Here is a 19,864-nt window from a genome sequence, read left to right as displayed (position 1 = left end):
CCGTTGTGCATCGCGGCGATCTCGTACGGCGCCGTCGGATCGGTCTACTGGACGTTCGCCGTCGACCTGATCGGTTCCGGATCGGCGCCTGCGACCGGGGCGGCGTTCTGGACGCTTCTCGGGATCGCCGGCACAGCGGGAGCCGCGGCGCCCGTGCTCTTTCGCAGCCTGGGTCTGCGAGGGTCGCACCTCGTCCTGTTCGGGCTGCTCGCGGCCGGAATCGCGTTGCTCTCCATCGCCCCCGGACAGGGTGCGGTCGTGGTGCTCTCCGCGATCGTCTTCGGCCCGACATTCATGGCGACCGCCTCCCTGCTGGCCGTGTGGAGCTTCCACACGTTCGAGCGTGACCATGCGGCCGGATTCAGCATGGTCGTGTTCTTCCTCGGCCTCGGCGGCATCGCCGGTCCTGCGGTCGTGGGAGCCGCGGCCGGGCTCGTCGGCCTGCGCGGCGCATTCGCCCTGACGGCGGGCCTGGCCCTCGCGACCATCGTGTCCTCACCACTGCGGCAGGCATCCCGGATCGCCCCTGCCGCGGCGGCGGTTGCCGACTGATTCCCGCCGGAGACGAGGTGGGGCTGGGCCGTACGGTTGTCGTCATGACCGAACTCGCCACCCAGGCCCAGACCCTCCTCGCCCTCCACGCCGACCCGAAGCTGCTCAAGCTCGTCAACGTGTGGGATGCCATCAGCGCCCGTGTCGTCTCCGAGGTCGAGGGCGTGACTGCCCTCGCCACCGCAAGCCACTCGATCGCCGCGGCATACGGATACGCCGACGGTGAGAACATCCCCGTCGAGCTCATGATCGAGGCCGTCGGCGGCATCGTCGCGGCCACCGACCTGCCCGTCACGGCAGACCTCGAGGCCGGCTACGGCAACCCGCGCGACACGACCCTCCGGGCGATCGGCGTCGGCGTCGTCGGCTGCAACCTGGAGGACCAGCTCAAGCCGATCCACGAGGCGGTCGACGCGGTCGAGGCCGTGCTCAACGCCGCACAGCAGGAAGGCATCGACTTCGTGCTCAACGCGCGTACCGACGCGTTCCTCAAGGCCGGCGACAAGCCGCACGCCGAGGTGCTGGCCGACGCGATCGAGCGCGGCCGGGCCTACCTCGCCGCCGGCGCTCCCGTGGTGTTCGTGCCCGGCAAGGTGTCCGAGGACGACATCAACGCGTTCGTGGATGCGTGGGGACCGCAGAAGCTGAGCCTCATGGGCGGCGTCGGCTCCGTGCCGCTGGCCCGCATGGAGGAGCTCGGCGTCGCGCGCGTCTCGTACGGCCCGTGGGCCCAGTCCGTAGCCCTCATGGCGCTGCAGGACCTCACGACCGACATCGTCGCCGGCGGCGGGCTGCCGAAGGACTTCCGCAGCCTGAACTAGCCGTCACCGGCTCAGGGGAGGTCGTTGGCCTTGCGGATCTCGTCGACGATGCGGTCCATGATCGTCGTCATGCCGAAGTCCTTGGGCGTGAACACCGCGGCGACGCCGGCGGCCTCCATCTTGCGGGCATCGGACTCGGGGATGATGCCGCCGACGATCAGGGGTACGTCGCCGATGCCTGCCTCGGCCATGGCCTTCTGGACGTCCGGGACGAGCTCCATGTGCGAGCCGGACAGGATCGAGAGCCCGACGCAGTGCACGTCCTCGGCGACCGCCGCAGCGACGATCTGCGCGGGAGTCAGCCGGATGCCCTGGTAGATGACCTCGAAGCCGGCATCGCGGGCGCGTACGGCGATCTGCTCGGCGCCGTTGGAGTGGCCGTCGAGCCCGGGCTTGCCGACCAGGAAGCGCAGCCTGGTGCCGAGCTCCTCCCCCGTGCTCCGCACCTTCTCGCGTACGGCTGACAGCTCGGCGCCCGCCTCGGCGATGCTGCCGACGCCGCTGACACCTGTGGGGGCGCGGTACTCGCCGAACACCTCACGCAGCGCTCCGGCCCACTCGCCGACAGTCGCCCCGGCGCGTACGGCCTCGAGCGTCGCCGCCATCAGGTTGGTGTCGGTCTTGGCCTCGCGCTGCAGACGGTTGAGCGCCTCGTCGACGGCAGTCTGGTCACGCTGCTCGCGCCAGGCCTTGACGTCGGCGATCGCATTGGCCTCGGCCTCCGGATCGGCGGTCATGATCGCGGTGTCGAGATCGGCCGTGAGTGGTGACGGCTCGGTCTCGGTGTAGGAATTGACGCCGACGACCTTCATCTCGCCGGCCTCGATGCGCGCACGCCGCTCCGAGTGGGACGTGACCATGGCCTGCTTCATGTAGCCGGACTCGACTGCGGCAACCGCGCCGCCCATCGCCTGCACCCGGTCGATCTCGGCCTTGGCGCCGTCGATCAGCTCGGCGACCTTGGCCTCGACGACGACGGAACCCTCGAAGATGTCGTCGTACTCCAGCAGGTCGGACTCGAACGCCAGGACCTGCTGCAGGCGCAGCGACCACTGCTGGTCCCACGGGCGCGGCAGGCCGAGCGCCTCGTTCCAGGCCGGAAGCTGCACGGCGCGGGCGCGGGCGTCCTTGCTGAGCGTCACGCCGAGCATCTCCAGCACGATGCGCTGGACGTTGTTCTCGGGCTGCGCCTCGGTGAGTCCAAGCGAGTTGACCTGCACGCCGTAGCGGAACCGGCGCATCTTGGGATCCTGTACGCCGTAGCGCTCACGCGTGATCTCGTCCCAGAGCCGCCCGAAGGCGCGCATCTTGCACATCTCCTCGACGAATCGCACGCCGGCGTTGACGAAGAACGAGATGCGGCCCACGACGTTCTCGAACTCGTCCTCCGGCACCTGACCCGAGTCGCGGACGGCGTCCAGCACGGCGATCGCGGTCGTCAACGCGTACGCGAGCTCCTGCGTCGGCGTCGCGCCGGCCTCCTGCAGGTGATAGCTGCAGATGTTGAGCGGGTTCCACTTCGGGATCGCGCTGACGGTGTACGCGATCATGTCCGTCGTCAGGCGCAGCGACGGTGCGGGGCCGAAGACGTACGTGCCGCGGGAGAGGTACTCCTTGATGATGTCGTTCTGCGTCGTGCCCGACAGCGCTGCTGGGTCGACGCCCTGCTCCTCGGCCGCGACCTGGTACATCGCGAGCAGCCACATCGCGGTGGCATTGATCGTCATCGACGTGTTCATCTCGTCGAGCGGGATGTCGTGGAACAGCTGCCGCATCGCGCCGAGGTGCGGGATCGGGACGCCGACCTTGCCGACCTCTCCCCTGCTCAGCTCGTGGTCGGGGTCGTAGCCGGTCTGCGTCGGCAGGTCGAACGCCACCGACAGTCCGGTCTGTCCCTTCGACAGGTTGCGGCGGTAGAGCGCGTTGGACTCCGCCGCCGAGCTGTGGCCGGCATACGTACGCATCACCCAGGGCTTGTCAGGCATGATCGCCACGTTACCTCTCCGTAACCTGTGCGGTCACTGCCTCACGAGGGCGTTCCTCCTCACACTCGTACGATGGCCCCATGGTCAATTTGACGCGGATCTACACGCGAACCGGCGACGACGGCACCACCAACCTGGGTGACATGAGCAAGACCAGCAAGCTCGACCTGCGCCTCGCCGCGTATGCCGATGTCGACGAGGCCAACAGCCACATCGGCTTCGCGATCTCCCTGGGCACCCTGGACGAGGACGTCGTCGCGGTGCTCACCCACGTGCAGAACGACCTGTTCGACGTCGGCGCCGACCTGTCGTGCCCCGTCGTCGACAACCCGGAGTATCCCCCGCTGCGGGTCGAGCCTGACTACATCGACCGCCTCGAGGGCTGGTGCGACCACTACAACGAGCAGCTGCCCAAGCTGCGCTCGTTCATCCTGCGCGGAGGTACGCCCGCGGCCGCGGCGGTGCACATCGCCTGCACCGTGACCCGCCGCGCGGAGCGCTCGGCCTGGGCGGCGCTCGAGGAGCACGGCGACACCATGAACGTGCTGACCGCGAAGTACCTCAACCGGCTCAGCGACCTGCTGTTCATCCTCGGCCGGTACGCCAACCGCGAAGCCGGAGACGTCCTGTGGGTTCCCGGCGGTGAGCGCTGAGGCCGACCGCGGCCGAAACCCCCGATTCGCGCCGGCCCCTTCGCTCGCAGAACTCGCTCCCCAGGGAACGGGTGGATCGGACCGGATCAGGGGCCAGACATGCCAATGGCACCCACCGAAGTGAGTGCCATCGGACGGAAACTACGTGGTCAGTCCCAGTCGATTGCTTGACTGACGACGTGACCGCTGCCGCCCCTGGGGGCTGCGTCAGCCGCAGGCGCGACGCCCACGACCGTGAGTACCGAGACGAATGCCGCGGCGACGATGCGCTTGATCATGATCTACTCCCTTGGAGGCGGGGAACCGCTTCTCTTTCGACGATTCTCTCCTGCGCCTGCTGAGGCGTCAACAGGAGGAGAGAACCTGTACGCATGCATCAGAGGACGTTGTTGACCCGCTGCCCCGGAGGTGACGACTCGAGCCACGAGAGCAATCCGGTCAACGCATTGGCGCTCATCGCGAACTGTCGCACCCCGGCGGCGTTCTCGGTGGCGACGATCAGATGACCCGCGTGGATCGCGTGCACCTCGTCGCCGACCGGCTCCCGGCGTCCGTCGATCTGGACGTCACCGCGGGTGAACCGATAGTTCGGTCGCGGCGACAACGAGAACGTACGGAACCACTCGAGCTCGGTGTCCTTGTAGACCGCGAGGCCCAGCATCCAGCCCTTGGCCCGTGCCTCCGGGGAGCGATTGACACTCATCTCGAACGTGCCGCCGGAGCGCGCCAGGATGCGGCGCCGCACCAGCAGCCCGACGATCAGCAGGACCAGCAGGACGAAGGCGAACACAAGGGAGTCCACGATCCACATCCACAGTGGCATCATGATCTCCCTCCGTTCGTCAGGACGCCTTGTCGATGAGGCGCAGCTTGGCCTCAGCGCGCAGGACCGCGTCCTGGTCGCCCTCGGACTGTGCTGCCTCGAGCTCGGCACGCGTCGCGCTCGCGTCGACTTCCGAGGCGAGGAACGCGTCTTCACTCAGGATAGACACGTGGTCATCGGCAACCGAGAGGAATCCCTCGGCGACCGCAGCACGTACGACCTCACCGTCCGGCGGCTTGATCTCGACGACACCCGGCACGAGCAGCGACAGCAGCGGCGCGTGACCGGACAGCACGCCGAGGTCGCCCTCGACCGTACGGGCGATGACCTGGCTCGCCTGCCCCGACCACACCACGCGGTCGGCGGCGACGAGCTCGATCTGCAAGAGGTCTGCCATCAGAGGCTCTTCTGGATTTCTTCCCACTTCTTGTCGACGTCTTCGAGACCGCCGCACATGAAGAAGGCCTGCTCAGCCACGTGGTCGTAGTCACCGTCGCAGATCTTGGTGAAGCCGTCGATCGTCTCGTCGATGGAGACGGTCGAGCCCTCGATGCCGGTGAACTGCTTGGCCACGTAGGTGTTCTGGGACAGGAAGCGCTGGATACGACGCGCGCGTGACACGAGCGTCTTGTCCTCTTCGCTGAGCTCGTCGACACCGAGGATCGCGATGATGTCCTGGAGCTCCTTGTTGCGCTGGAGGATGCTCTTGACCCGGTTGGCCGTGCGGTAGTGGTCGTCGGCGATGTAGCGCGGGTCGAGAATGCGCGACGTCGAGGTCAGCGGGTCCACGGCCGGGTAGATGCCCATCGACGCGATCTCACGGTTGAGCTCGGTCGTCGCGTCGAGGTGGGCGAACGTCGTGGCCGGGGCCGGGTCGGTGTAGTCGTCCGCAGGCACGTAGATGGCCTGCAGCGACGTGATCGAGTGACCGCGGGTCGAGGTGATGCGCTCCTGCAGCACTCCCATCTCGTCGGCCAGCGTCGGCTGGTAGCCCACGGCGGACGGCATGCGGCCGAGCAGCGTGGAGACCTCGGAGCCGGCCTGCGTGAAGCGGAAGATGTTGTCGATGAACAGCAGCACGTCCTGGTTCTGGACGTCGCGGAAGTACTCGGCCATCGTCAGCGCCGACAGGGCGACGCGAAGACGCGCTCCCGGCGGCTCGTCCATCTGACCGAAGACGAGGGCGGTCTGTCCGAGGACGCCGGCCTCCTCCATCTCGGCGATCAGGTCGTTGCCCTCACGCGTACGCTCGCCGACTCCGGCGAACACCGACACACCACCGTGGTCGCGCGCGACACGGGCGATCATTTCCTGGATCAGCACGGTCTTGCCGACACCGGCACCACCGAACAGGCCGATCTTGCCGCCGAGCACGTACGGCGTCAGGAGGTCGATGACCTTGATGCCGGTCTGGAACATCTCGGTCTTGGACTCGAGCTGGTCGAAGGCGGGAGCCTTGGCGTGGATGCCGCGACGCTCCTTGACCTCCCACTTCTCGCCCTCCTTGAGGTTCATGACGTCACCGGTGGTGTTGAACACCTTGCCGAGCGTCTGGTCGCCGACCGGCACCGAGATGGGGCCGCCGGTGTTGGTGACCTTCGCGCCGCGGACGATGCCGTCGGTCGGGCGCAGGCTGATCGCGCGGACCAGTCCGTCACCGATGTGCAGGGCGACCTCGAGGGTCAGCGTCTCCTTGACGCCGTCCAGCTCGGTGTCGACCTTGAGCGCGTTGTACATCTCGGGGATCGCGTCGCTCGGGAACTCGATGTCGAGCACCGGGCCGATGACGCGCGCGACCCGGCCGTCGGCCAGCTTCTGGTCCGACTTCTCGGACTTCTGGGTGTCTGCGGTCTTCTTGGCGGTTGGCATCTCTCTCACTCACTCCCAGCGGTGGCGTCGGCGAGCGCGTTGGCGCCGCCCACGATCTCGCTGATCTCCTGGGTAATACCGGCCTGACGGGCCTGGTTGGCGGTTCGGGTGTACTTCTGGATCAGGTCTTCGGCGTTGTCCGTGGCGGACTTCATCGCCTTCTGCCGCGATGCGAGCTCCGAGGCGGAGGCTTGCAGCAGGCAGTAGTAGATCCGGCTGTGGATGTACTTCGGCAGCAGCGCGTCGAGCACTTCGTGCGCCGACGGCTCGAACTCGTAGAGCGGCAGGATCTCGTGCTCGGTCGGCGCCTCGGTGCCCTCGACGACCTCCAACGGAAGCAGCCTGATGACCTCCGGCTCCTGCACCAGCATCGAGCGGAACCGGGTGAACACCACGTGGAGCTCGTCGACCGCGCGCTCGGGATCGACAGCCTCCTCGTCGCTCTCGTCGGCGATGAACATCTTGACGAGGGTGTTGCCGATCACTCGGGCGTGCTGGTACTCCGGCTTGTCGGAGAACCCGGTCCACGACTCCATGAACTCGCGGTTGCGGAAGTTGTAGTAGGCCTCCGCCTTGCGGCCAGCGAGGTAGAGGTCGACTTCCTTGCCCTCACTGTGCAGCTTCTCGACCAGTCGCTCGGCCTCCTTGAGCACGGAGGACGAGTAGGCGCCGGCAAGCCCGCGGTCGCTGGCGATCACCAGGATCGCGGCCTTCTTCGGGTTCTCCTTCTCGGTCGTCAACGGGTGGTCGACGTTGGAGAAGGTCGCGACGGCCGAGACGGCGCGGGTCAGCTCACGGGCGTACGGCGCTGCCGCCGCGGCCTTCTGCTGCGCCTTGATGATGCGCGACGCAGCGATCAGCTCCATGGCGCGCGTGATCTTCTTGGTCGCCTGGGTCGACCTGATCTTCGCGCGAAGCTCGCGTACGGACGCTGCCATCGTCAGGCCCGCTTCTGCTTGACGATCTGCTCCTGCTCGACCTCTTCGTCGGGCAGGGCCTCGAACTCCTCGCGACCCGCCTTGACGATGATCTGCTCACCCTCGTGGGTCTCGAACTGCTTGAGGAACTCGGCGTAGGCATCTTCGAGCGCCTGGATGTTGTCGTCCTCGAACTTGCCCGACTCGCGGATCGCGTCGAGGACGGGACCGTGCGAACGCTTGAGGAAGTCGAGGAACTCGGTCTCGAAGCGGCTCACGTCCTGCAGCGGCACGGGGTCGAGCTTGCCGGTCGTGGCGGCCCAGATCGAGACGACCTGGTTCTCGGTCGGGAACGGCGCGTACTGACCCTGCTTGAACAGCTCCATGATGCGCTGACCACGGGCGAGCTGCTGCTTGGACGCCGCGTCGAGGTCGGAGGCGAACATCGCGAACGCCTCCATCGCGCGGTACTGAGCGAGCTCGACCTTGAGCGAACCGGTGACGGCCTTCATCGACTTGGTCATCGCGGCACCACCGACGCGGGACACCGAGATGCCGACGTCGACAGCGGGACGCTGGTTGGCGTTGAACAGGTCCGACTGCAGGAAGATCTGGCCGTCGGTGATCGAGATGACGTTGGTCGGGATGTAGGCCGACACGTCGTTGGCCTTGGTCTCGACGATCGGCAGGCCGGTCATCGAGCCGGCACCCAGCTCGTCGCTGAGCTTGGCGCAACGCTCGAGGAGCCGCGAGTGCAGGTAGAACACGTCGCCGGGGTATGCCTCACGGCCCGGCGGGCGGCGCAGCAGCAGCGACACGGCGCGGTATGCCTCGGCCTGCTTGGACAGGTCGTCGAACACGATCAGGACGTGCTTGCCGGCATACATCCAGTGCTGGCCGATGGCCGAGCCGGTGTAGGGCGCGAGGTACTTGAAGCCCGCCGAGTCGGACGCGGGGGCCGCGACGATCGTCGTGTACTCCAGCGCGCCGGCCTCTTCGAGCGCACCGCGGATGCCCGCGATGGTCGAGCCCTTCTGGCCGATGCCGACGTAGATGCAGCGAACCTGCTTGTCCGGGTCGCCCGACGCCCAGAACTCCTTCTGGTTGATGATCGTGTCGATCGCGATCGCGGTCTTGCCGGTCTGGCGGTCACCGATGATGAGCTGGCGCTGGCCGCGGCCGATCGGCGTCAGCGAGTCGATCGACTTGAGGCCGGTCATCATGGGCTCGTGCACGCTCTTGCGCTGCATGACGTTGGGGGCCTGGAGCTCGAGCGCGCGGCGCTCGGTGGTCGCGATCTCGCCGAGGCCGTCGATCGGGTTGCCGAGCGGGTCGACGACGCGGCCGAGGTAGTTGTCGCCCACGGGCACCGAGAGCACCTCACCGGTGCGGCGTACGGTCTGACCCTCTTCGATTCCGGAGAACTCACCGAGGATGACGACACCGATCTCGCGGACGTCGAGGTTGAGCGCGAGGCCCAGCGTGCCGTCCTCGAACTCGAGCAGCTCGTTGGCCATCGCCGAGGGAAGTCCCTCGACGCGCGCGATGCCGTCACCGGCCTCGGCGACGACGCCGACCTCTTCGGTCGCAGCGGCGCTCGGCTTGTAGTCGGCCACGAACTTCTGCAATGCGTCGCGGATCTCGTCCGGACGGATCGTGAGTTCCGCCATGTGTGTGCCTGCCTTCTTGTTCGGTGTGTGGTTCTAGCCTGCAAGACGCCGGCGGGCGACTTCGAGGCGAGTGGACATGGTGCCGTCGACGACCTCGTCACCGACGGAGACGGCAATGCCTCCGACGACCGAGGGATCGACGACGATGTTGAGGTGGACGTCGCGTCCGTACTTCTTGGCGAGGGCCTTGGCGAGGCGGGTCTTCTCCGCGTCCGCCAGCTCGTAGGCCACCCGCACCTCGGCGAGCAGCCGGCTGCGACGTGCGGCGACGGTGTCGCTGAAGCTCGACAGGGCCTTCTCGAACGATCCGGTGCGGGCCGCTGCGGCCTGCGTCGCCAGTGCGAGTGTGGAGCCGGTGACCTTGCCCTCGAGCAGGTTCGCCAGCAGCGTGCTCTTGGCCTCGGTCGGGATGCCGCGGTCCGAGACGATCTGACGCAGGTCGGCGTCCGAACGTACGACCCGCTCGACCTCGAACAGCTCGGTCTCGAGCGCATCGAGCTCACCGGCCGCATCTGCGGCGGCGACCTCGGCGGCGACACCGGCGGTCTCCAGGCCATCGGTCAGGTCGCGCATCGACGCCCAGCGTCCGCTGACCGCCGCACTGAGCACCGCGAGCGTGTCCGCGCCGACCTGGCCGCCGAAGACCTGCTTGGCGAGCCCCACCTTGGCCTGGGCCTCGGTGGACGGGTCGGTCAGCACGCGACGAAGCGCCGGAGCGCGGTCCAGCGTCGAGACGACGCCGAACAGCTCTGCTCCGAGGTCGCTGGCCTCGCCCTTCGCCGCATCGACTGCGGCGAGGACGTCGACCAGGGACTTCGCTGAAATGCCACGCATCAGTTGGACGACTCCTCGAGCTCGGCGATGAATCGCTCGACCGTACGCTTCTGGCGCGCATCGTCATCGAGGGACTCGCCCACGATGCGTCCGGCCAGCTGCGTGGCCATCGAGCCGACCTCGCCCTTGAGCTGGGCCAGGACCTGAGCACGCTCGGCCTCGATCTGCGCGTGCGCAGTCGCGGTGATGCGCTCGGCCTCGGCCTGCGCCTGGGCGCGGAGCTCGGCAATGATCTGCGCGCCCTGCTCCTTGGCCTCCTCGCGGATCGCCGTTGCCTCGTGACGGGCTCCGGCGAGCTGCTCGGTGTACTTGTCGAGCGCGGCCTTGGCTTCCTTCTGGGCAGACTGAGCCTCTTCGATGCCGCCCTCGATCGCGGCGGTGCGCTCGGCATACGCCTTCTCGAACGCCGGGATGACGATCTTCTTCAGGAGGAAGAAGATCAACCCGAAGACGACCAGGCTGATGACGATCTCGGCGGTGTGCGGGATCAGAGGATTGATGTCCTCTTCCTCCGCCGCGAGAGCGAGACGTGACGTGATCATGGGCGTGCCTTCTGTCGAGGTGTCGGGATCAGGTGTTGGTCGACTTGAGGACGAACGCCAGGGCCAGGCCGATGATGAAGAACTGCTCGGCGAGGACGAAGCCCAGGATGGCGATCTGGCGCAGCTTGCCCTCAGCCTCGGGCTGACGGGCGACACCGGTGACGAACGCGGCGAAGATCAAGCCGACGCCGATACCGGGGCCGATCGCGGCGAGGCCGAGACCGACCATGTTCAGAGTGCCGATGGACTCCACGGCATTTCCTTTCGTTGTGACGCTCGAGTGAGCATCGCTGGTGGGGCGTATCTGTTGGAGCGTATGAAGTTGTGGGTCTGAGGGATTGCTCAGTGCTCGTCGGCGAGAGCTTCGCCGATGTACATCGAGGAGAGCAGCGTGAACACGTACGCCTGGAGGAACATGATCAGGATCTCGAGGAAGCTGATCGCGATCGCCAGGAGACCGGAGATGACACCAGCGGGCAGGGCGAGTGAGTTGTCCGAGTGGAGCAGGAGGTACTCGCCGCCGAGGGAGAACAGGATCAGGAGCAGGTGGCCGGCGAACATCGTCGCGAAGAGACGGAGCGTCAGCGTGATGGGGCGCAGGATGATGTTGGACAGGAACTCCAGCGGCACCAGCAGGAGCAGGATTCCGCCCTTCATGCCGGCGGGCACGGTCTCGTGCTTGAGGTAGCCGAGGAAGCCCTTCTTCTTGATCCCGGCGCCGTTGTAGACGATCCAGCTCAGGATCGCGATCGCCATCGGATAGCCGATGTGCGACATCGAGGGGAACTGGAGGAACGGGATGAGCCCGTAGAAGTTGTTGACCAGGACGAACAGGAAGAGCGAGAACAGGTAGGGCACGAAGCGCATGAACTCGACCGAGCCGATGTTGTCGCGCGCGATGCCGTTGCGGACGAAGCCGTAGACCATCTCACCGGCGAACTGCATCCGACCGGGTACGACCGCAGCGGGACGAGCCATCGCGTAGAGCAGCCCCACGATCAGCACGCCCGAGAGCACGACGAGCACCATCGGCTTCGTCACTTCCGTGCCGAGGATTCCGGGCAGATTGAAGTCTGCGGGTCCAGGGCTTGGCGGCTCAGCGGATGCGGCAATTGCGGTCAAGGCGAGAGTCACTCGGTCACCTTCATGTCATGGCGTGGTCGCCTGCGACTCACGTCTACCAGGCATTCGGCCAGCGTCATTGTCGTGCGACTTTCCCGGCCTGGTGTGTTCAGGGGGTTGGTCGCTACCCAGAGGTTAGCAGGGCTACCTCAGTCGTTGTTATCCAGGTCATAGGTGGGAACCCGCTCCCGCTTGAACGCCCGGATCTGCAGAAGCGTCCAGCCGAATGAAGCGGCGATCGCGGCGATGCCGAACCACCGCGAGTCGATGTGCGTGGCCACTCCGCCGACGTCGAACAACAGCAGCAGGACGATCAGCATCGCGACGGCCTTGGTCGTGAAGAAGCCCAGCGCGACCGGCAGCGACAGCGTCGCGCTGGCCTTGACCAACGGGCTCAGCACGACCGGCGTCGAGCCGAGGAACAGGATCACGACGAGGCCACCCAGCACGGCGCCGAGGACGCCGTCGCCACCCTCGACCACGCCGGCGACAGCGGCACACAGGGCGGTGAGGGCGAGCACGGGCAGGAGCACCGGGCGAAGCGCTTTCATGAGGACCAGACCTTCTCTTCGAACTTGGGCAGCAGGAACACCGCTGCGAGCGTGATGACGGCGAGGGTGCCGAACCCGGCGATCGACTGCCAGCCGCTGAACAGGCTGATGACGACGCTGCCGAACGCGACGAGGCCCGCGAAGGCGTACATCAGCAGGACGGCGCGGCGGTGCGAGTGGCCGATCTCGAGCAACCGGTGGTGGATGTGCATCTTGTCGGGGCTGAACGGCGAACGGCCGGCGCGTGTGCGGCGGACGACGGCGAGGGCCAGGTCGACGAACGGCACCAGCAGGATCGTGAACGGCAGGATCAGCGGGAGCAGCGCCGGCAGGAAGCTCGCCTGAGCGCCGCCGATGCCCTCCGACAGGCTCGTCGCCGGGAACTGGCCCGTGAGGCTGATCGACGAGCACGCCAGCACGAAGCCGATCAGCATCGAGCCGGAGTCGCCGATGAACATGCGGGCCGGGAAGAAGTTGTGCGGCAGGATGCCGATGCACGCGCCGGCGAGGGCCGCGGTGAGCAGCGCCGCCGCGATCGCGCGGGTCTCGCCGTTCTCGACCGCGAGCACGAACGCGTACGCGAAGAACGCCACGGCACCGATCGCGACCATGCCGGCGGCGAGCCCGTCGAGGCCGTCGACGAAGTTGACCGCGTTGGCGGTGCCGACGATCAGCAGCACCGTGAAGATCAGCGCCTGCGCCTGGTCGAGGCCGATGTAGTTGCCGTAGAGCGGCAGGTAGACGAACTGCACGCCCTGCGCGACGACGATCACACCGGCCAGCACCTGCCCGGCGAACTTGCTCAGCGCATCGAGCTCGTACAGGTCGTCGACGATGCCGACGATGCAGATCACGGTCCCTCCGAGCACCACGGCGCGCGCGTCCTTGAACACGCCGTCGTCAGCCATCGAGAGGAACGGCAGGTTGGTCGCGACGAGGTATGCGGCGATGAGCCCGCCCAGCATCGCGGGACCGCCGAAGTAGGGCGTCGGGATCGCGTGCACGTCACGGTCGCGGACCCGCGCCACGGCGCCGAAGCGGTAGGCCAGCATGCGGGCGATCGACGCGAGGAGGTAGGTCACCCCGAGGGCGATGCCGAAGACGACCAGGTACTCCCTCATGCCTCGTCCTCTGGCTTGGCGGGCTCGTCGGGCGGCTCGATCGTGTTGTTGAACGCGTGCAGCTGCTCGAGGGTGATCGAGCCGGCCCGCAGGATGCGCGGGGTCGAGCCGGTCGCGTCGAGGATCGTGGACGGTACGCCCGACGTGCTGGGACCGCCGTCGAGGTAGACCGCGACTCGCCCGCCCAGCATGTCCTCGGCCTCGTCGACCGTCGTGGCGGCGGGATCACCCGTCGTGTTGGCGCTGCTGACGGCGAGCGGGCCGGTCAGCTTGAGCAGTGCGAGGGCGCGCGGGTCGGCCGGCATGCGTACGGCGACGGTGTTGTGGGTCTCGCCGAGGTCCCACGTGAGCGACGGCTGCTGGCGGCAGATCACGGTCAGCGGTCCGGGCCACAGCGACTCGACAGTCGAGCGGAGCCACGACGGGATGTCGATCGCGAGGGCGTCGAGCGTCGTGGGAGCACCGACCAGCACCGGCGGCGGCATCTGGCGCCCGCGCCCCTTGGCGTCGAGCAGGTTCTGCACCGCGCGCGGGTTGAACGCATCGGCGGCGATGCCGTAGACGGTGTCGGTGGGCAGCACCACGAGCTTGCCCTCCTCGAGGGCCACCTGCGCTGCCGCGAGCCCGCGATCGAACTCCTCATCAACGCTGCAGTCGAACCTCACCCGGTCATCCTAGGGCGGTGCGCACGGGTCAGAACCACGAGACCTCGTGGAGGAGGAAGGCGATCGCGAGGAACTGGATCAGGCGGCCGGAGAAGACCGTGGTGAGGAACAGCCACTGCGGCTGCTTCGAGGCGCCGGCCAGGATCGTGACGATCGCCAGCGGCGGTATGCCGATGAGCGACGACATGAACGCGGTCAGGCCGCCGGAGTAGGGCCGGTCGAGCAGCGAGAGCAGCCAGTCACTGACCTTCTTGATCCACCGGGCGAGCCGGGTCCGGGCGAACCGGTGCCCGATCCGTCGCGACATCGCGGCGACCTTGTTGCGCGGCGGCTTGGGCGTCACCATCCGGATCTTGTTGGTCCCGCGCCGCGCGAGCTGGAAGACGAATGCCTTGCCGGCCGTCGTCGCGAGCACGTGGATCACGATCAGCAGGGCGAGGAACGGCCGGCTGTTGACCGTGGCACCCATCGTGACGACGTAGACCTCGGCGTTGATGAACACCGGGAGCAGCGCGGCGCCGATGCCGACGGCGATGGCAGCACCGATCAGTGCCAGTTCGTCGCCGCCCATAAGGGAACCAACCCTATCCGCGTGGCTTGACAGCCGTGACGAAACGGGGACGTTGCGCGAGGTCGAGGTTGTCCTGGACGCCGTCCCACCGGCCGCGGAAGACCGCGGGAGCAGACTCACCCTGGACGTCCGCGTGCTCGGCGCCGACGACTCCCCCGGGCTTGAGCAGCCGCCAGGCGACCTGCTCGACGACCCGCATCGCGTCGAGGCCGTCGTCGCCGGACCACAGCGCCAGCGCCGGGTCGTGGTCGCGGGCCTCCGGCGCGACGCTCTCCCACGCATCGAGCGGGATGTACGGCGGGTTGGCCACGACGACGTCGACCGTGCCGTCGAGGTCAGGGAAGGCATCGGCCATGTCGCCGAGCCGCAGGTCGACGCCGGTGCCGGCGAGGTTGCGCTGCGCCCACTCGTACGCCGGCTCGTCCAGCTCGACGGCATGCACCGCGGCGCCGGGCACCTCGTGCACCACCGACAGCGCGATCGCCCCGGCGCCGGCGCACAGCTCGACGACGACCGGCGACGGCAGCGACTTGGCGTGGTCGATCGCCCAGCCGGCGAGCACCTCGGTCTCGGGCCGCGGGACGAACACGCCCGGGCCGACCTCGATGTCGACGTAGCGGAAGCCGGTCGACCCGACCAGGTGCTGCAGCGGGAACCGTCGGGCGCGGGCGTCGACCAGCTCGAGGAACGCGTCCTTCTGGAGCGGGTTGGGCTTCGCCCGGCTGATCAGCGAGGCGCGGGGCACCCCCGTGATGTGGCTCAGCAGGGTCTCCGCGTCGTGACGGGGTGAGCTGACACCCGCCGCCTCGAGCGTCGCCGTGGCCTCGGTGAGCAGCCGCTCGGCCAGGGTGCGTACGGAGGTCACGCCGTCACCGTCGAGGAGAAGCAACGGTACAACGGTGACGGCGTGAGTGCCTCGTGATTCACTCGCTGACGCTCGCTCATTCCCCGGACTCGACAGCGGCGAGGCGGTCGGACAGCTCGGCATCGACGAGTGACTTGATGACGTCGTCAAGGGCGCCGTCCATGACCTGGTCGAGGTTGTACGCCTTGAAGCCCGTGCGATGGTCGGAGACCCGGTTCTCGGGGAAGTTGTAGGTCCGGATGCGCTCGGAGCGGTCGACCGTACGGATCTGTGACTTCCGCGCGTCGGAGGCCTCCGCGTCGGCGGCGGCCTGTGCGGCCTCCATGAGCCGGGCACGCAGGATGCGCATGGCCTGCTCCTTGTTCTGCAGCTGGCTCTTCTCGTTCTGGCAGCTCGCGACGATGCCGGTCGGCAGGTGCGTGATGCGTACAGCAGAGTCGGTCGTGTTGACGCTCTGGCCGCCCGGGCCGGACGACCGGTAGACGTCGATGCGCAGGTCGCTGTCGTGGATCTCGATGTCGATGTCCTCGGCCTCGGCCAGCACCAGGACGCCCGCCGCGGACGTGTGGATGCGGCCCTGCGACTCGGTGACGGGAACCCGCTGCACGCGGTGCACGCCGCCCTCGAACTTCAGCAGCGCGTGCGGCGCCTCGCCGGGCTCGGGCGTGCCCTTGGCCTTGACCGCCATCGTGACGGACTTGTAGCCGCCCAGCGCGGACTCGGTCGCGTCGATGATCTCGGTCTTCCAGCCACGGTGCTCGGCGTAGCGGGTGTACATGCGCAGCAGGTCACCGGCGAACAGCGCCGACTCCTCGCCACCCTCGCCGCCCTTGATCTCCATGATGACGTCCTTGGAGTCGGCCGGGTCGCGCGGCACCAGCAGGCGCTGCAGCCGCTCACTCAGCTCGTGCAGGCGCGGCTCGAGCGTCTCGATCTCCGCGGCGAACGACTCGTCCTCGGCGGCCAGCTCACGCGCGGCCTCGAGGTCGTCCGTGACCTGTTGGTACTCGCGGTAGGTCTTGACGATCGCGGTCAGCTCGGCGTAGCGCTGTCCGAGCTTCTTGGCCAGGCCCGGGTCGGAGTGCACCGCGGGGTCGGACATGCGGACCTCGAGCTCGGCATGCTCGGCGACGAGCGTGTCGACGGCTTCGAACACGATGACTCCTCGGTCTCGGTGCGGACGGACTGGTGCGGACACGACAACGGCACCGACCCGTACGTCTGGCGTACGGGTCGGTGCCGGAGTGGAGCTACTTGCTCTCGGTCTTCTTGGCGTAGCGCTTCTCGAAGCGGGCGACGCGGCCGCCGGTGTCGAGGATCTTCTGCTTGCCGGTGTAGAACGGGTGGCACGCGGCGCACACATCAGCACGAAGGGTGCCGTCGGTGGCGGTGCTACGGGTCGTGAACGTGTTGCCACAGGTGCACGTGACCTGCGTCTCGACGTACTCGGGGTGAATGCCTTGCTTCATGATGTCCTCTCGACGGTCGCTGGGTCGTATCGCGGGTTGCGATCCGTGAACCAGAACCAAGGATGAATTGTGCCAGTCGGCAGTACGTATAAGGAAATCGAGGGCCGGACTATTCCTCGGGCCGAGAAGTCCCACCAATGCTGACGGGTCGGTTCTGCGGCGTGACTCAGGCCGGGAGGAGGGCTTCGATGTCGTCCTTGATGTCCTCCGGCGCCGTCGTCGAGCCGTAGCGCTTGATGACGTTGCCCTCGGTGTCGATCAGGAACTTGGTGAAGTTCCACTTGATCGTGGTGCTGCCGAGCAGGCCGGACTTCTCGGACTTCAGCCACTGGTAGAGCGGGTGCGCGTCGTCGCCGTTGACCTCGACCTCCGAGAACAGCGGGAACGTCACGCCGAAGTTGCGCTCGCAGAACACCGCGGTGTCCTCGTCCGACTCCGGGTTCTGGTGGCCGAACTGGTCGCACGGGAAGCCGAGCACGACCAGGCCACGGTCGACGTACTCCTGGTAGACCTTCTCGAGCCCCTTGAACTGCGGGGTGAAGCCGCACTGCGTCGCGGTGTTGACGACGAGCAGGACCTTGCCCTTGTAGTCGGCCAGCATCCGTTCGGTGCCGTCGATCGCGGTCGCGGAGAAGTCAAACGCAGAAGTCATGGCCCCCAGCCTAGTTGCGGGGGACAACCGGGACCAACTGTCACCACTCAACCCAGCCACAGGTTGAGCCGCGGGCGCCATCCCGTCGACGGAATTCAACACCCGTGGATGCTTCGAGCACGCAGAAGCGCCCGCCGACCTCGCGGTCGATGGGCGCTTCGGGTGCTGATCGATCAGCTGTTGGTGCCGCCACCGGTCTGCGGCAGCGTCGTGTTGATCTGCATGAGGAACTCGGCGTTGCTCGTGGTCTTCTTGAGCTTGTCGAGGATGAGCTCGAGGCCCTGCTGGCCCTCGAGGCCCGAGAGCACCCGGCGCAGCTTCCACACGACGGCGAGCTCGTCCTTGCCCATGAGCAGCTCCTCGCGGCGAGTGCTCGAGGCGTCGACGTCGACCGCCGGGAAGATGCGCTTGTCGGCGAAGTCGCGACGCAGGCGGAGCTCCCAGTTGCCGGTGCCCTTGAACTCCTCGAAGATGACCTCGTCCATGCGCGAACCGGTCTCGACCAGCGCCGTGGCGAGGATCGTCAGCGAGCCGCCGTCCTCGATGTTGCGCGCGGCGCCGAAGAACTTCTTGGGCGGGTAGAGCGCCGAGGAGTCGACGCCACCGGACATGATGCGTCCGCTGGTCGGGGCCGCGAGGTTGTAGGCGCGGCCCAGGCGGGTGATGCCGTCGAGCAGCAGCACGACGTCGTGGCCCAGCTCGACGAGACGCTTGGCGCGCTCGATCGCCAGCTCCGCGACCGTGGTGTGGTCGGTGGCCGGACGGTCGAACGTCGAGGCGATGACCTCACCCTTGACGGTGCGCTGGAAGTCGGTGACCTCCTCCGGACGCTCGTCGACGAGGACGATCATCAGGTGGCACTCGGGGTTGTTCTCGGTGATCGCGTTGGCGACCTGCTGCATGATCATGGTCTTGCCGGCCTTGGGCGGCGACACGATCAGGCCACGCTGGCCCTTGCCGATCGGGGCCACGAGGTCGACGACCCGGCCGGTCAGTCCGCCGGCCTCGCCCTCGAGGCGCAGGCGCTCCGAGGGGTAGAGCGGAGTCAGCTTGGCGAACTCGACGCGCTTGAGGCTCTCGTCGAGGGTCATGCCGTTGACCGACTCGATCTTGACCATCGGGTTGAACTTCTCCTTGCGCTCGCCCTCGCGGGGCTGGCGCACCTGGCCGATGACGGCGTCGCCGCGGCGAAGCCCCCACTTGCGGACCATGGAGAGGGACACGTAGACGTCGTTCTCGCTGGGCAGGTAGCCCGTCGTGCGGACGAACGCGTAGTTGTCGAGGATGTCGAGGATGCCCGCGGCCGGCACGAGGACGTCGTCCTCGGTGTAGGTCGTGTCGACCTCACCACCACGGCCACCCGCGTTGCGGTTGCGTCCGCGCCGGTTGCGACGGCGGCCCATGCCGCCCTCGTCGTCATCGTCGAAGCCGCCCTGGTTGCGGTTGCCGCCCTGGGCCTGGCCCTGGTTGCGGTTGCCGCCGTCGTTGTCGCGGTTCTGGTTGCGGTTGCGGCCGCCCTGACCCTGGCCCTGGCCCTGGTTGCGGTTGCCACCGTCGTTGTCGCGGTTCTGCTCGCGGTTCTGGTTCTGGTTGCGGTTGCGGCCGCCGCCGTCGCCCCGACCACGGTCGTCGTCGGAGGAGTCGTCGCCCCGCGAGTCGTTCGTGGACTCGGGCTTGTCGCCACGCGAGTCGTTCTTGGGCTCGGGCTTGTCGTTCTTGTCGCCACGCGAGTCGTTCTTGGACTCGGTCTTGGGCTTGCGGGAGTCGCTCTTGGGCTCGGTCGCGGCCGGCGCCTCGACGGCGGACTGCTCGGCCTTGGCCGCCGCAGCGTCGTCACCCTTGGAGGTGTCGACCTTGCTGGGCGCGGCCGCGGCGACCGCGGCCTTGGTGGAGGTGCCGGCGTCTCCGCGGGCGATCTTGATGGCGTCGATGAGGGCGCCCTTGCGCATCTTGTCAGCGCCGGTGATGCCCAGCTCTCCGGCGATCGCCTGGAGCTCGGCAAGGACCTTTCCTCCGAGTCCTCCCCCGGTCTTCCTGGGGGCGGTGGCCGCGGCGTCAGCCGCAGGCGTGGAGGGTTCAGGTGTGATGGTGGTTTCAGTCACGTAGGTTCCTTTGGATGAGGCCACAAGGCCTGATGTCCGGAGAGATCCGGATCGCATAAAGGCTTGCCCGTATCCGACGG

23 protein-coding genes are annotated in these 19,864 nt (G+C 67.6%); 3 read left to right on the top strand and 20 right to left on the bottom strand.

The genetic code is table 11. From position 1 onward, the window contains the following. Positions 1-552 (top strand): hypothetical protein (locus V6M46_RS08425; protein WP_332663719.1); only part of this gene is annotated, 552 nt, incomplete at its 5' end. Between the two features lie 44 nt (positions 553-596). After that, a complete protein-coding gene (locus V6M46_RS08420) occupies positions 597-1,373 on the top strand; it encodes an isocitrate lyase/PEP mutase family protein (protein ID WP_332663717.1) in 777 nt (258 codons plus the stop codon). Between the two features lie 11 nt (positions 1,374-1,384). Here the strand turns inward: V6M46_RS08420 and V6M46_RS08415 are convergent, their stop codons facing one another. Continuing rightward, complete coding sequence (locus V6M46_RS08415; protein WP_332663715.1) at positions 1,385-3,367, bottom strand: protein meaA; 1,983 nt, start codon at positions 3,365-3,367, stop codon at positions 1,385-1,387. Between the two features lie 71 nt (positions 3,368-3,438). On the opposite strand from V6M46_RS08415, the gene V6M46_RS08410 reads away from it, so the two are divergent. Continuing rightward, complete coding sequence (locus V6M46_RS08410) at positions 3,439-4,011, top strand: cob(I)yrinic acid a,c-diamide adenosyltransferase (protein WP_332663713.1); 573 nt, start codon at positions 3,439-3,441, stop codon at positions 4,009-4,011. A gap of 149 nt (positions 4,012-4,160) precedes the next feature. Here V6M46_RS08410 and V6M46_RS08405 read toward each other — a convergent pair whose 3' ends face one another. The 19 genes from V6M46_RS08405 to rho form a co-directional block, all read right to left on the bottom strand. Beyond that, positions 4,161-4,289 (bottom strand): hypothetical protein, encoded by a 129-nt coding sequence (locus tag V6M46_RS08405; RefSeq protein WP_332663711.1) that lies wholly within the window; start codon positions 4,287-4,289, stop codon positions 4,161-4,163. A 98-nt stretch (positions 4,290-4,387) separates the two neighbouring features. Beyond that, positions 4,388-4,813, bottom strand: a complete 426-nt coding sequence (locus V6M46_RS08400) for a DUF2550 domain-containing protein (RefSeq protein ID WP_332663709.1) — start codon at positions 4,811-4,813, stop codon at positions 4,388-4,390. Between the two features lie 40 nt (positions 4,814-4,853). Beyond that, complete coding sequence (locus V6M46_RS08395) at positions 4,854-5,231, bottom strand: F0F1 ATP synthase subunit epsilon (RefSeq protein ID WP_332663707.1); 378 nt, start codon at positions 5,229-5,231, stop codon at positions 4,854-4,856. Beyond that, on the bottom strand, positions 5,231-6,703 hold the full coding sequence (gene atpD / locus V6M46_RS08390; protein ID WP_332663705.1) for a F0F1 ATP synthase subunit beta: 1,473 nt from the start codon (positions 6,701-6,703) through the stop codon (positions 5,231-5,233). The genes V6M46_RS08395 and atpD overlap by 1 nt, the downstream gene beginning before the upstream one ends. A 5-nt stretch (positions 6,704-6,708) precedes the next feature. Then, positions 6,709-7,641 carry a F0F1 ATP synthase subunit gamma gene (locus V6M46_RS08385; RefSeq protein ID WP_332663703.1) on the bottom strand — a complete coding sequence of 311 codons (933 nt, stop codon included), beginning with the start codon at positions 7,639-7,641 and terminating at the stop codon, positions 6,709-6,711. A gap of 2 nt (positions 7,642-7,643) precedes the next feature. Beyond that, complete coding sequence (atpA, locus tag V6M46_RS08380; RefSeq protein WP_332663701.1) at positions 7,644-9,290, bottom strand: F0F1 ATP synthase subunit alpha; 1,647 nt, start codon at positions 9,288-9,290, stop codon at positions 7,644-7,646. 33 nt (positions 9,291-9,323) lie between these two features. Further along, entirely contained in the window at positions 9,324-10,124 is an 801-nt protein-coding gene (locus V6M46_RS08375; RefSeq protein ID WP_332663699.1) for a F0F1 ATP synthase subunit delta, read from the bottom strand. Beyond that, positions 10,124-10,666, bottom strand: coding sequence for a F0F1 ATP synthase subunit B (locus V6M46_RS08370; protein WP_332663697.1), 543 nt, complete (start codon positions 10,664-10,666; stop codon positions 10,124-10,126). The genes V6M46_RS08375 and V6M46_RS08370 overlap by 1 nt, the downstream gene beginning before the upstream one ends. Positions 10,667-10,694: 28 nt before the next feature. Further along, on the bottom strand, positions 10,695-10,895 hold the full coding sequence (locus V6M46_RS08365; RefSeq protein WP_256366706.1) for an ATP synthase F0 subunit C: 201 nt from the start codon (positions 10,893-10,895) through the stop codon (positions 10,695-10,697). A gap of 113 nt (positions 10,896-11,008) precedes the next feature. Beyond that, positions 11,009-11,707 carry a F0F1 ATP synthase subunit A gene (gene atpB, locus V6M46_RS08360; protein WP_332663695.1) on the bottom strand — a complete coding sequence of 233 codons (699 nt, stop codon included), beginning with the start codon at positions 11,705-11,707 and terminating at the stop codon, positions 11,009-11,011. Positions 11,708-11,937: 230 nt separating this feature from the next. Beyond that, the gene (locus tag V6M46_RS08355; RefSeq protein ID WP_332663693.1) at positions 11,938-12,339 is read right to left on the bottom strand and encodes a hypothetical protein; all 402 of its coding nucleotides are present in this window, start codon (positions 12,337-12,339) and stop codon (positions 11,938-11,940) included. Further along, positions 12,336-13,460: a glycosyltransferase family 4 protein gene (locus V6M46_RS08350; RefSeq protein ID WP_332663691.1), complete on the bottom strand. Its 1,125-nt coding sequence runs from the start codon at positions 13,458-13,460 to the stop codon at positions 12,336-12,338. Before V6M46_RS08350 ends, V6M46_RS08355 begins: the two co-directional genes overlap by 4 nt. Further along, positions 13,457-14,125 (bottom strand): L-threonylcarbamoyladenylate synthase, encoded by a 669-nt coding sequence (locus tag V6M46_RS08345; RefSeq protein WP_332663689.1) that lies wholly within the window; start codon positions 14,123-14,125, stop codon positions 13,457-13,459. Before V6M46_RS08345 ends, V6M46_RS08350 begins: the two co-directional genes overlap by 4 nt. Before the next feature lie 28 nt (positions 14,126-14,153). Next, positions 14,154-14,696 (bottom strand): hypothetical protein, encoded by a 543-nt coding sequence (locus V6M46_RS08340; RefSeq protein ID WP_332663687.1) that lies wholly within the window; start codon positions 14,694-14,696, stop codon positions 14,154-14,156. Positions 14,697-14,709: 13 nt separating this feature from the next. Further along, positions 14,710-15,561: a peptide chain release factor N(5)-glutamine methyltransferase gene (gene prmC / locus V6M46_RS08335; protein WP_332663685.1), complete on the bottom strand. Its 852-nt coding sequence runs from the start codon at positions 15,559-15,561 to the stop codon at positions 14,710-14,712. Positions 15,562-15,637: 76 nt separating this feature from the next. Continuing rightward, positions 15,638-16,717: a peptide chain release factor 1 gene (gene prfA, locus V6M46_RS08330; protein ID WP_332663683.1), complete on the bottom strand. Its 1,080-nt coding sequence runs from the start codon at positions 16,715-16,717 to the stop codon at positions 15,638-15,640. Between the two features lie 94 nt (positions 16,718-16,811). Further along, positions 16,812-17,030 carry a 50S ribosomal protein L31 gene (rpmE, locus tag V6M46_RS08325; protein ID WP_332663681.1) on the bottom strand — a complete coding sequence of 73 codons (219 nt, stop codon included), beginning with the start codon at positions 17,028-17,030 and terminating at the stop codon, positions 16,812-16,814. Positions 17,031-17,196: 166 nt separating this feature from the next. Beyond that, entirely contained in the window at positions 17,197-17,682 is a 486-nt protein-coding gene (locus V6M46_RS08320) for a glutathione peroxidase (protein ID WP_332663679.1), read from the bottom strand. Between the two features lie 173 nt (positions 17,683-17,855). Then, a complete protein-coding gene (rho, locus tag V6M46_RS08315; RefSeq protein WP_332663677.1) occupies positions 17,856-19,784 on the bottom strand; it encodes a transcription termination factor Rho in 1,929 nt (642 codons plus the stop codon). Between the last annotated feature and the right edge of the window lie 80 nt (positions 19,785-19,864).

It is taken from the genome of Aeromicrobium sp. (assembly GCF_036676885.1).
In the GTDB taxonomy this organism is placed as follows: Bacteria; Actinomycetota; Actinomycetes; order Propionibacteriales; family Nocardioidaceae; genus Aeromicrobium.
The sequence above is the reverse complement of the archived record's forward strand: the minus strand, read 5'-3'. Positions and strand labels throughout refer to the sequence as shown.

What these genes read in the sequence shown, in the direction of transcription:
- V6M46_RS08370 (WP_332663697.1), bottom strand. Translation starts at nt 10,666, where the DNA reads ATGATCACGTCACGTCTCGCTCTCGCGGCGGAGGAAGAGGACATCAAT.
- V6M46_RS08410 (WP_332663713.1), top strand. Translation starts at nt 3,439, where the DNA reads ATGGTCAATTTGACGCGGATCTACACGCGAACCGGCGACGACGGCACC.
- V6M46_RS08385 (WP_332663703.1), bottom strand. Translation starts at nt 7,641, where the DNA reads ATGGCAGCGTCCGTACGCGAGCTTCGCGCGAAGATCAGGTCGACCCAG.
- V6M46_RS08350 (WP_332663691.1), bottom strand. Translation starts at nt 13,460, where the DNA reads ATGAGGGAGTACCTGGTCGTCTTCGGCATCGCCCTCGGGGTGACCTAC.
- V6M46_RS08340 (WP_332663687.1), bottom strand. Translation starts at nt 14,696, where the DNA reads ATGGGCGGCGACGAACTGGCACTGATCGGTGCTGCCATCGCCGTCGGC.
- V6M46_RS08320 (WP_332663679.1), bottom strand. Translation starts at nt 17,682, where the DNA reads ATGACTTCTGCGTTTGACTTCTCCGCGACCGCGATCGACGGCACCGAA.
- V6M46_RS08365 (WP_256366706.1), bottom strand. Translation starts at nt 10,895, where the DNA reads ATGGTCGGTCTCGGCCTCGCCGCGATCGGCCCCGGTATCGGCGTCGGC.
- atpA (WP_332663701.1), bottom strand. Translation starts at nt 9,290, where the DNA reads ATGGCGGAACTCACGATCCGTCCGGACGAGATCCGCGACGCATTGCAG.
- rpmE (WP_332663681.1), bottom strand. Translation starts at nt 17,030, where the DNA reads ATGAAGCAAGGCATTCACCCCGAGTACGTCGAGACGCAGGTCACGTGC.
- atpD (WP_332663705.1), bottom strand. Translation starts at nt 6,703, where the DNA reads ATGCCAACCGCCAAGAAGACCGCAGACACCCAGAAGTCCGAGAAGTCG.
- V6M46_RS08405 (WP_332663711.1), bottom strand. Translation starts at nt 4,289, where the DNA reads ATGATCAAGCGCATCGTCGCCGCGGCATTCGTCTCGGTACTCACGGTC.
- V6M46_RS08395 (WP_332663707.1), bottom strand. Translation starts at nt 5,231, where the DNA reads ATGGCAGACCTCTTGCAGATCGAGCTCGTCGCCGCCGACCGCGTGGTG.
- V6M46_RS08355 (WP_332663693.1), bottom strand. Translation starts at nt 12,339, where the DNA reads ATGAAAGCGCTTCGCCCGGTGCTCCTGCCCGTGCTCGCCCTCACCGCC.
- V6M46_RS08420 (WP_332663717.1), top strand. Translation starts at nt 597, where the DNA reads ATGACCGAACTCGCCACCCAGGCCCAGACCCTCCTCGCCCTCCACGCC.
- V6M46_RS08375 (WP_332663699.1), bottom strand. Translation starts at nt 10,124, where the DNA reads ATGCGTGGCATTTCAGCGAAGTCCCTGGTCGACGTCCTCGCCGCAGTC.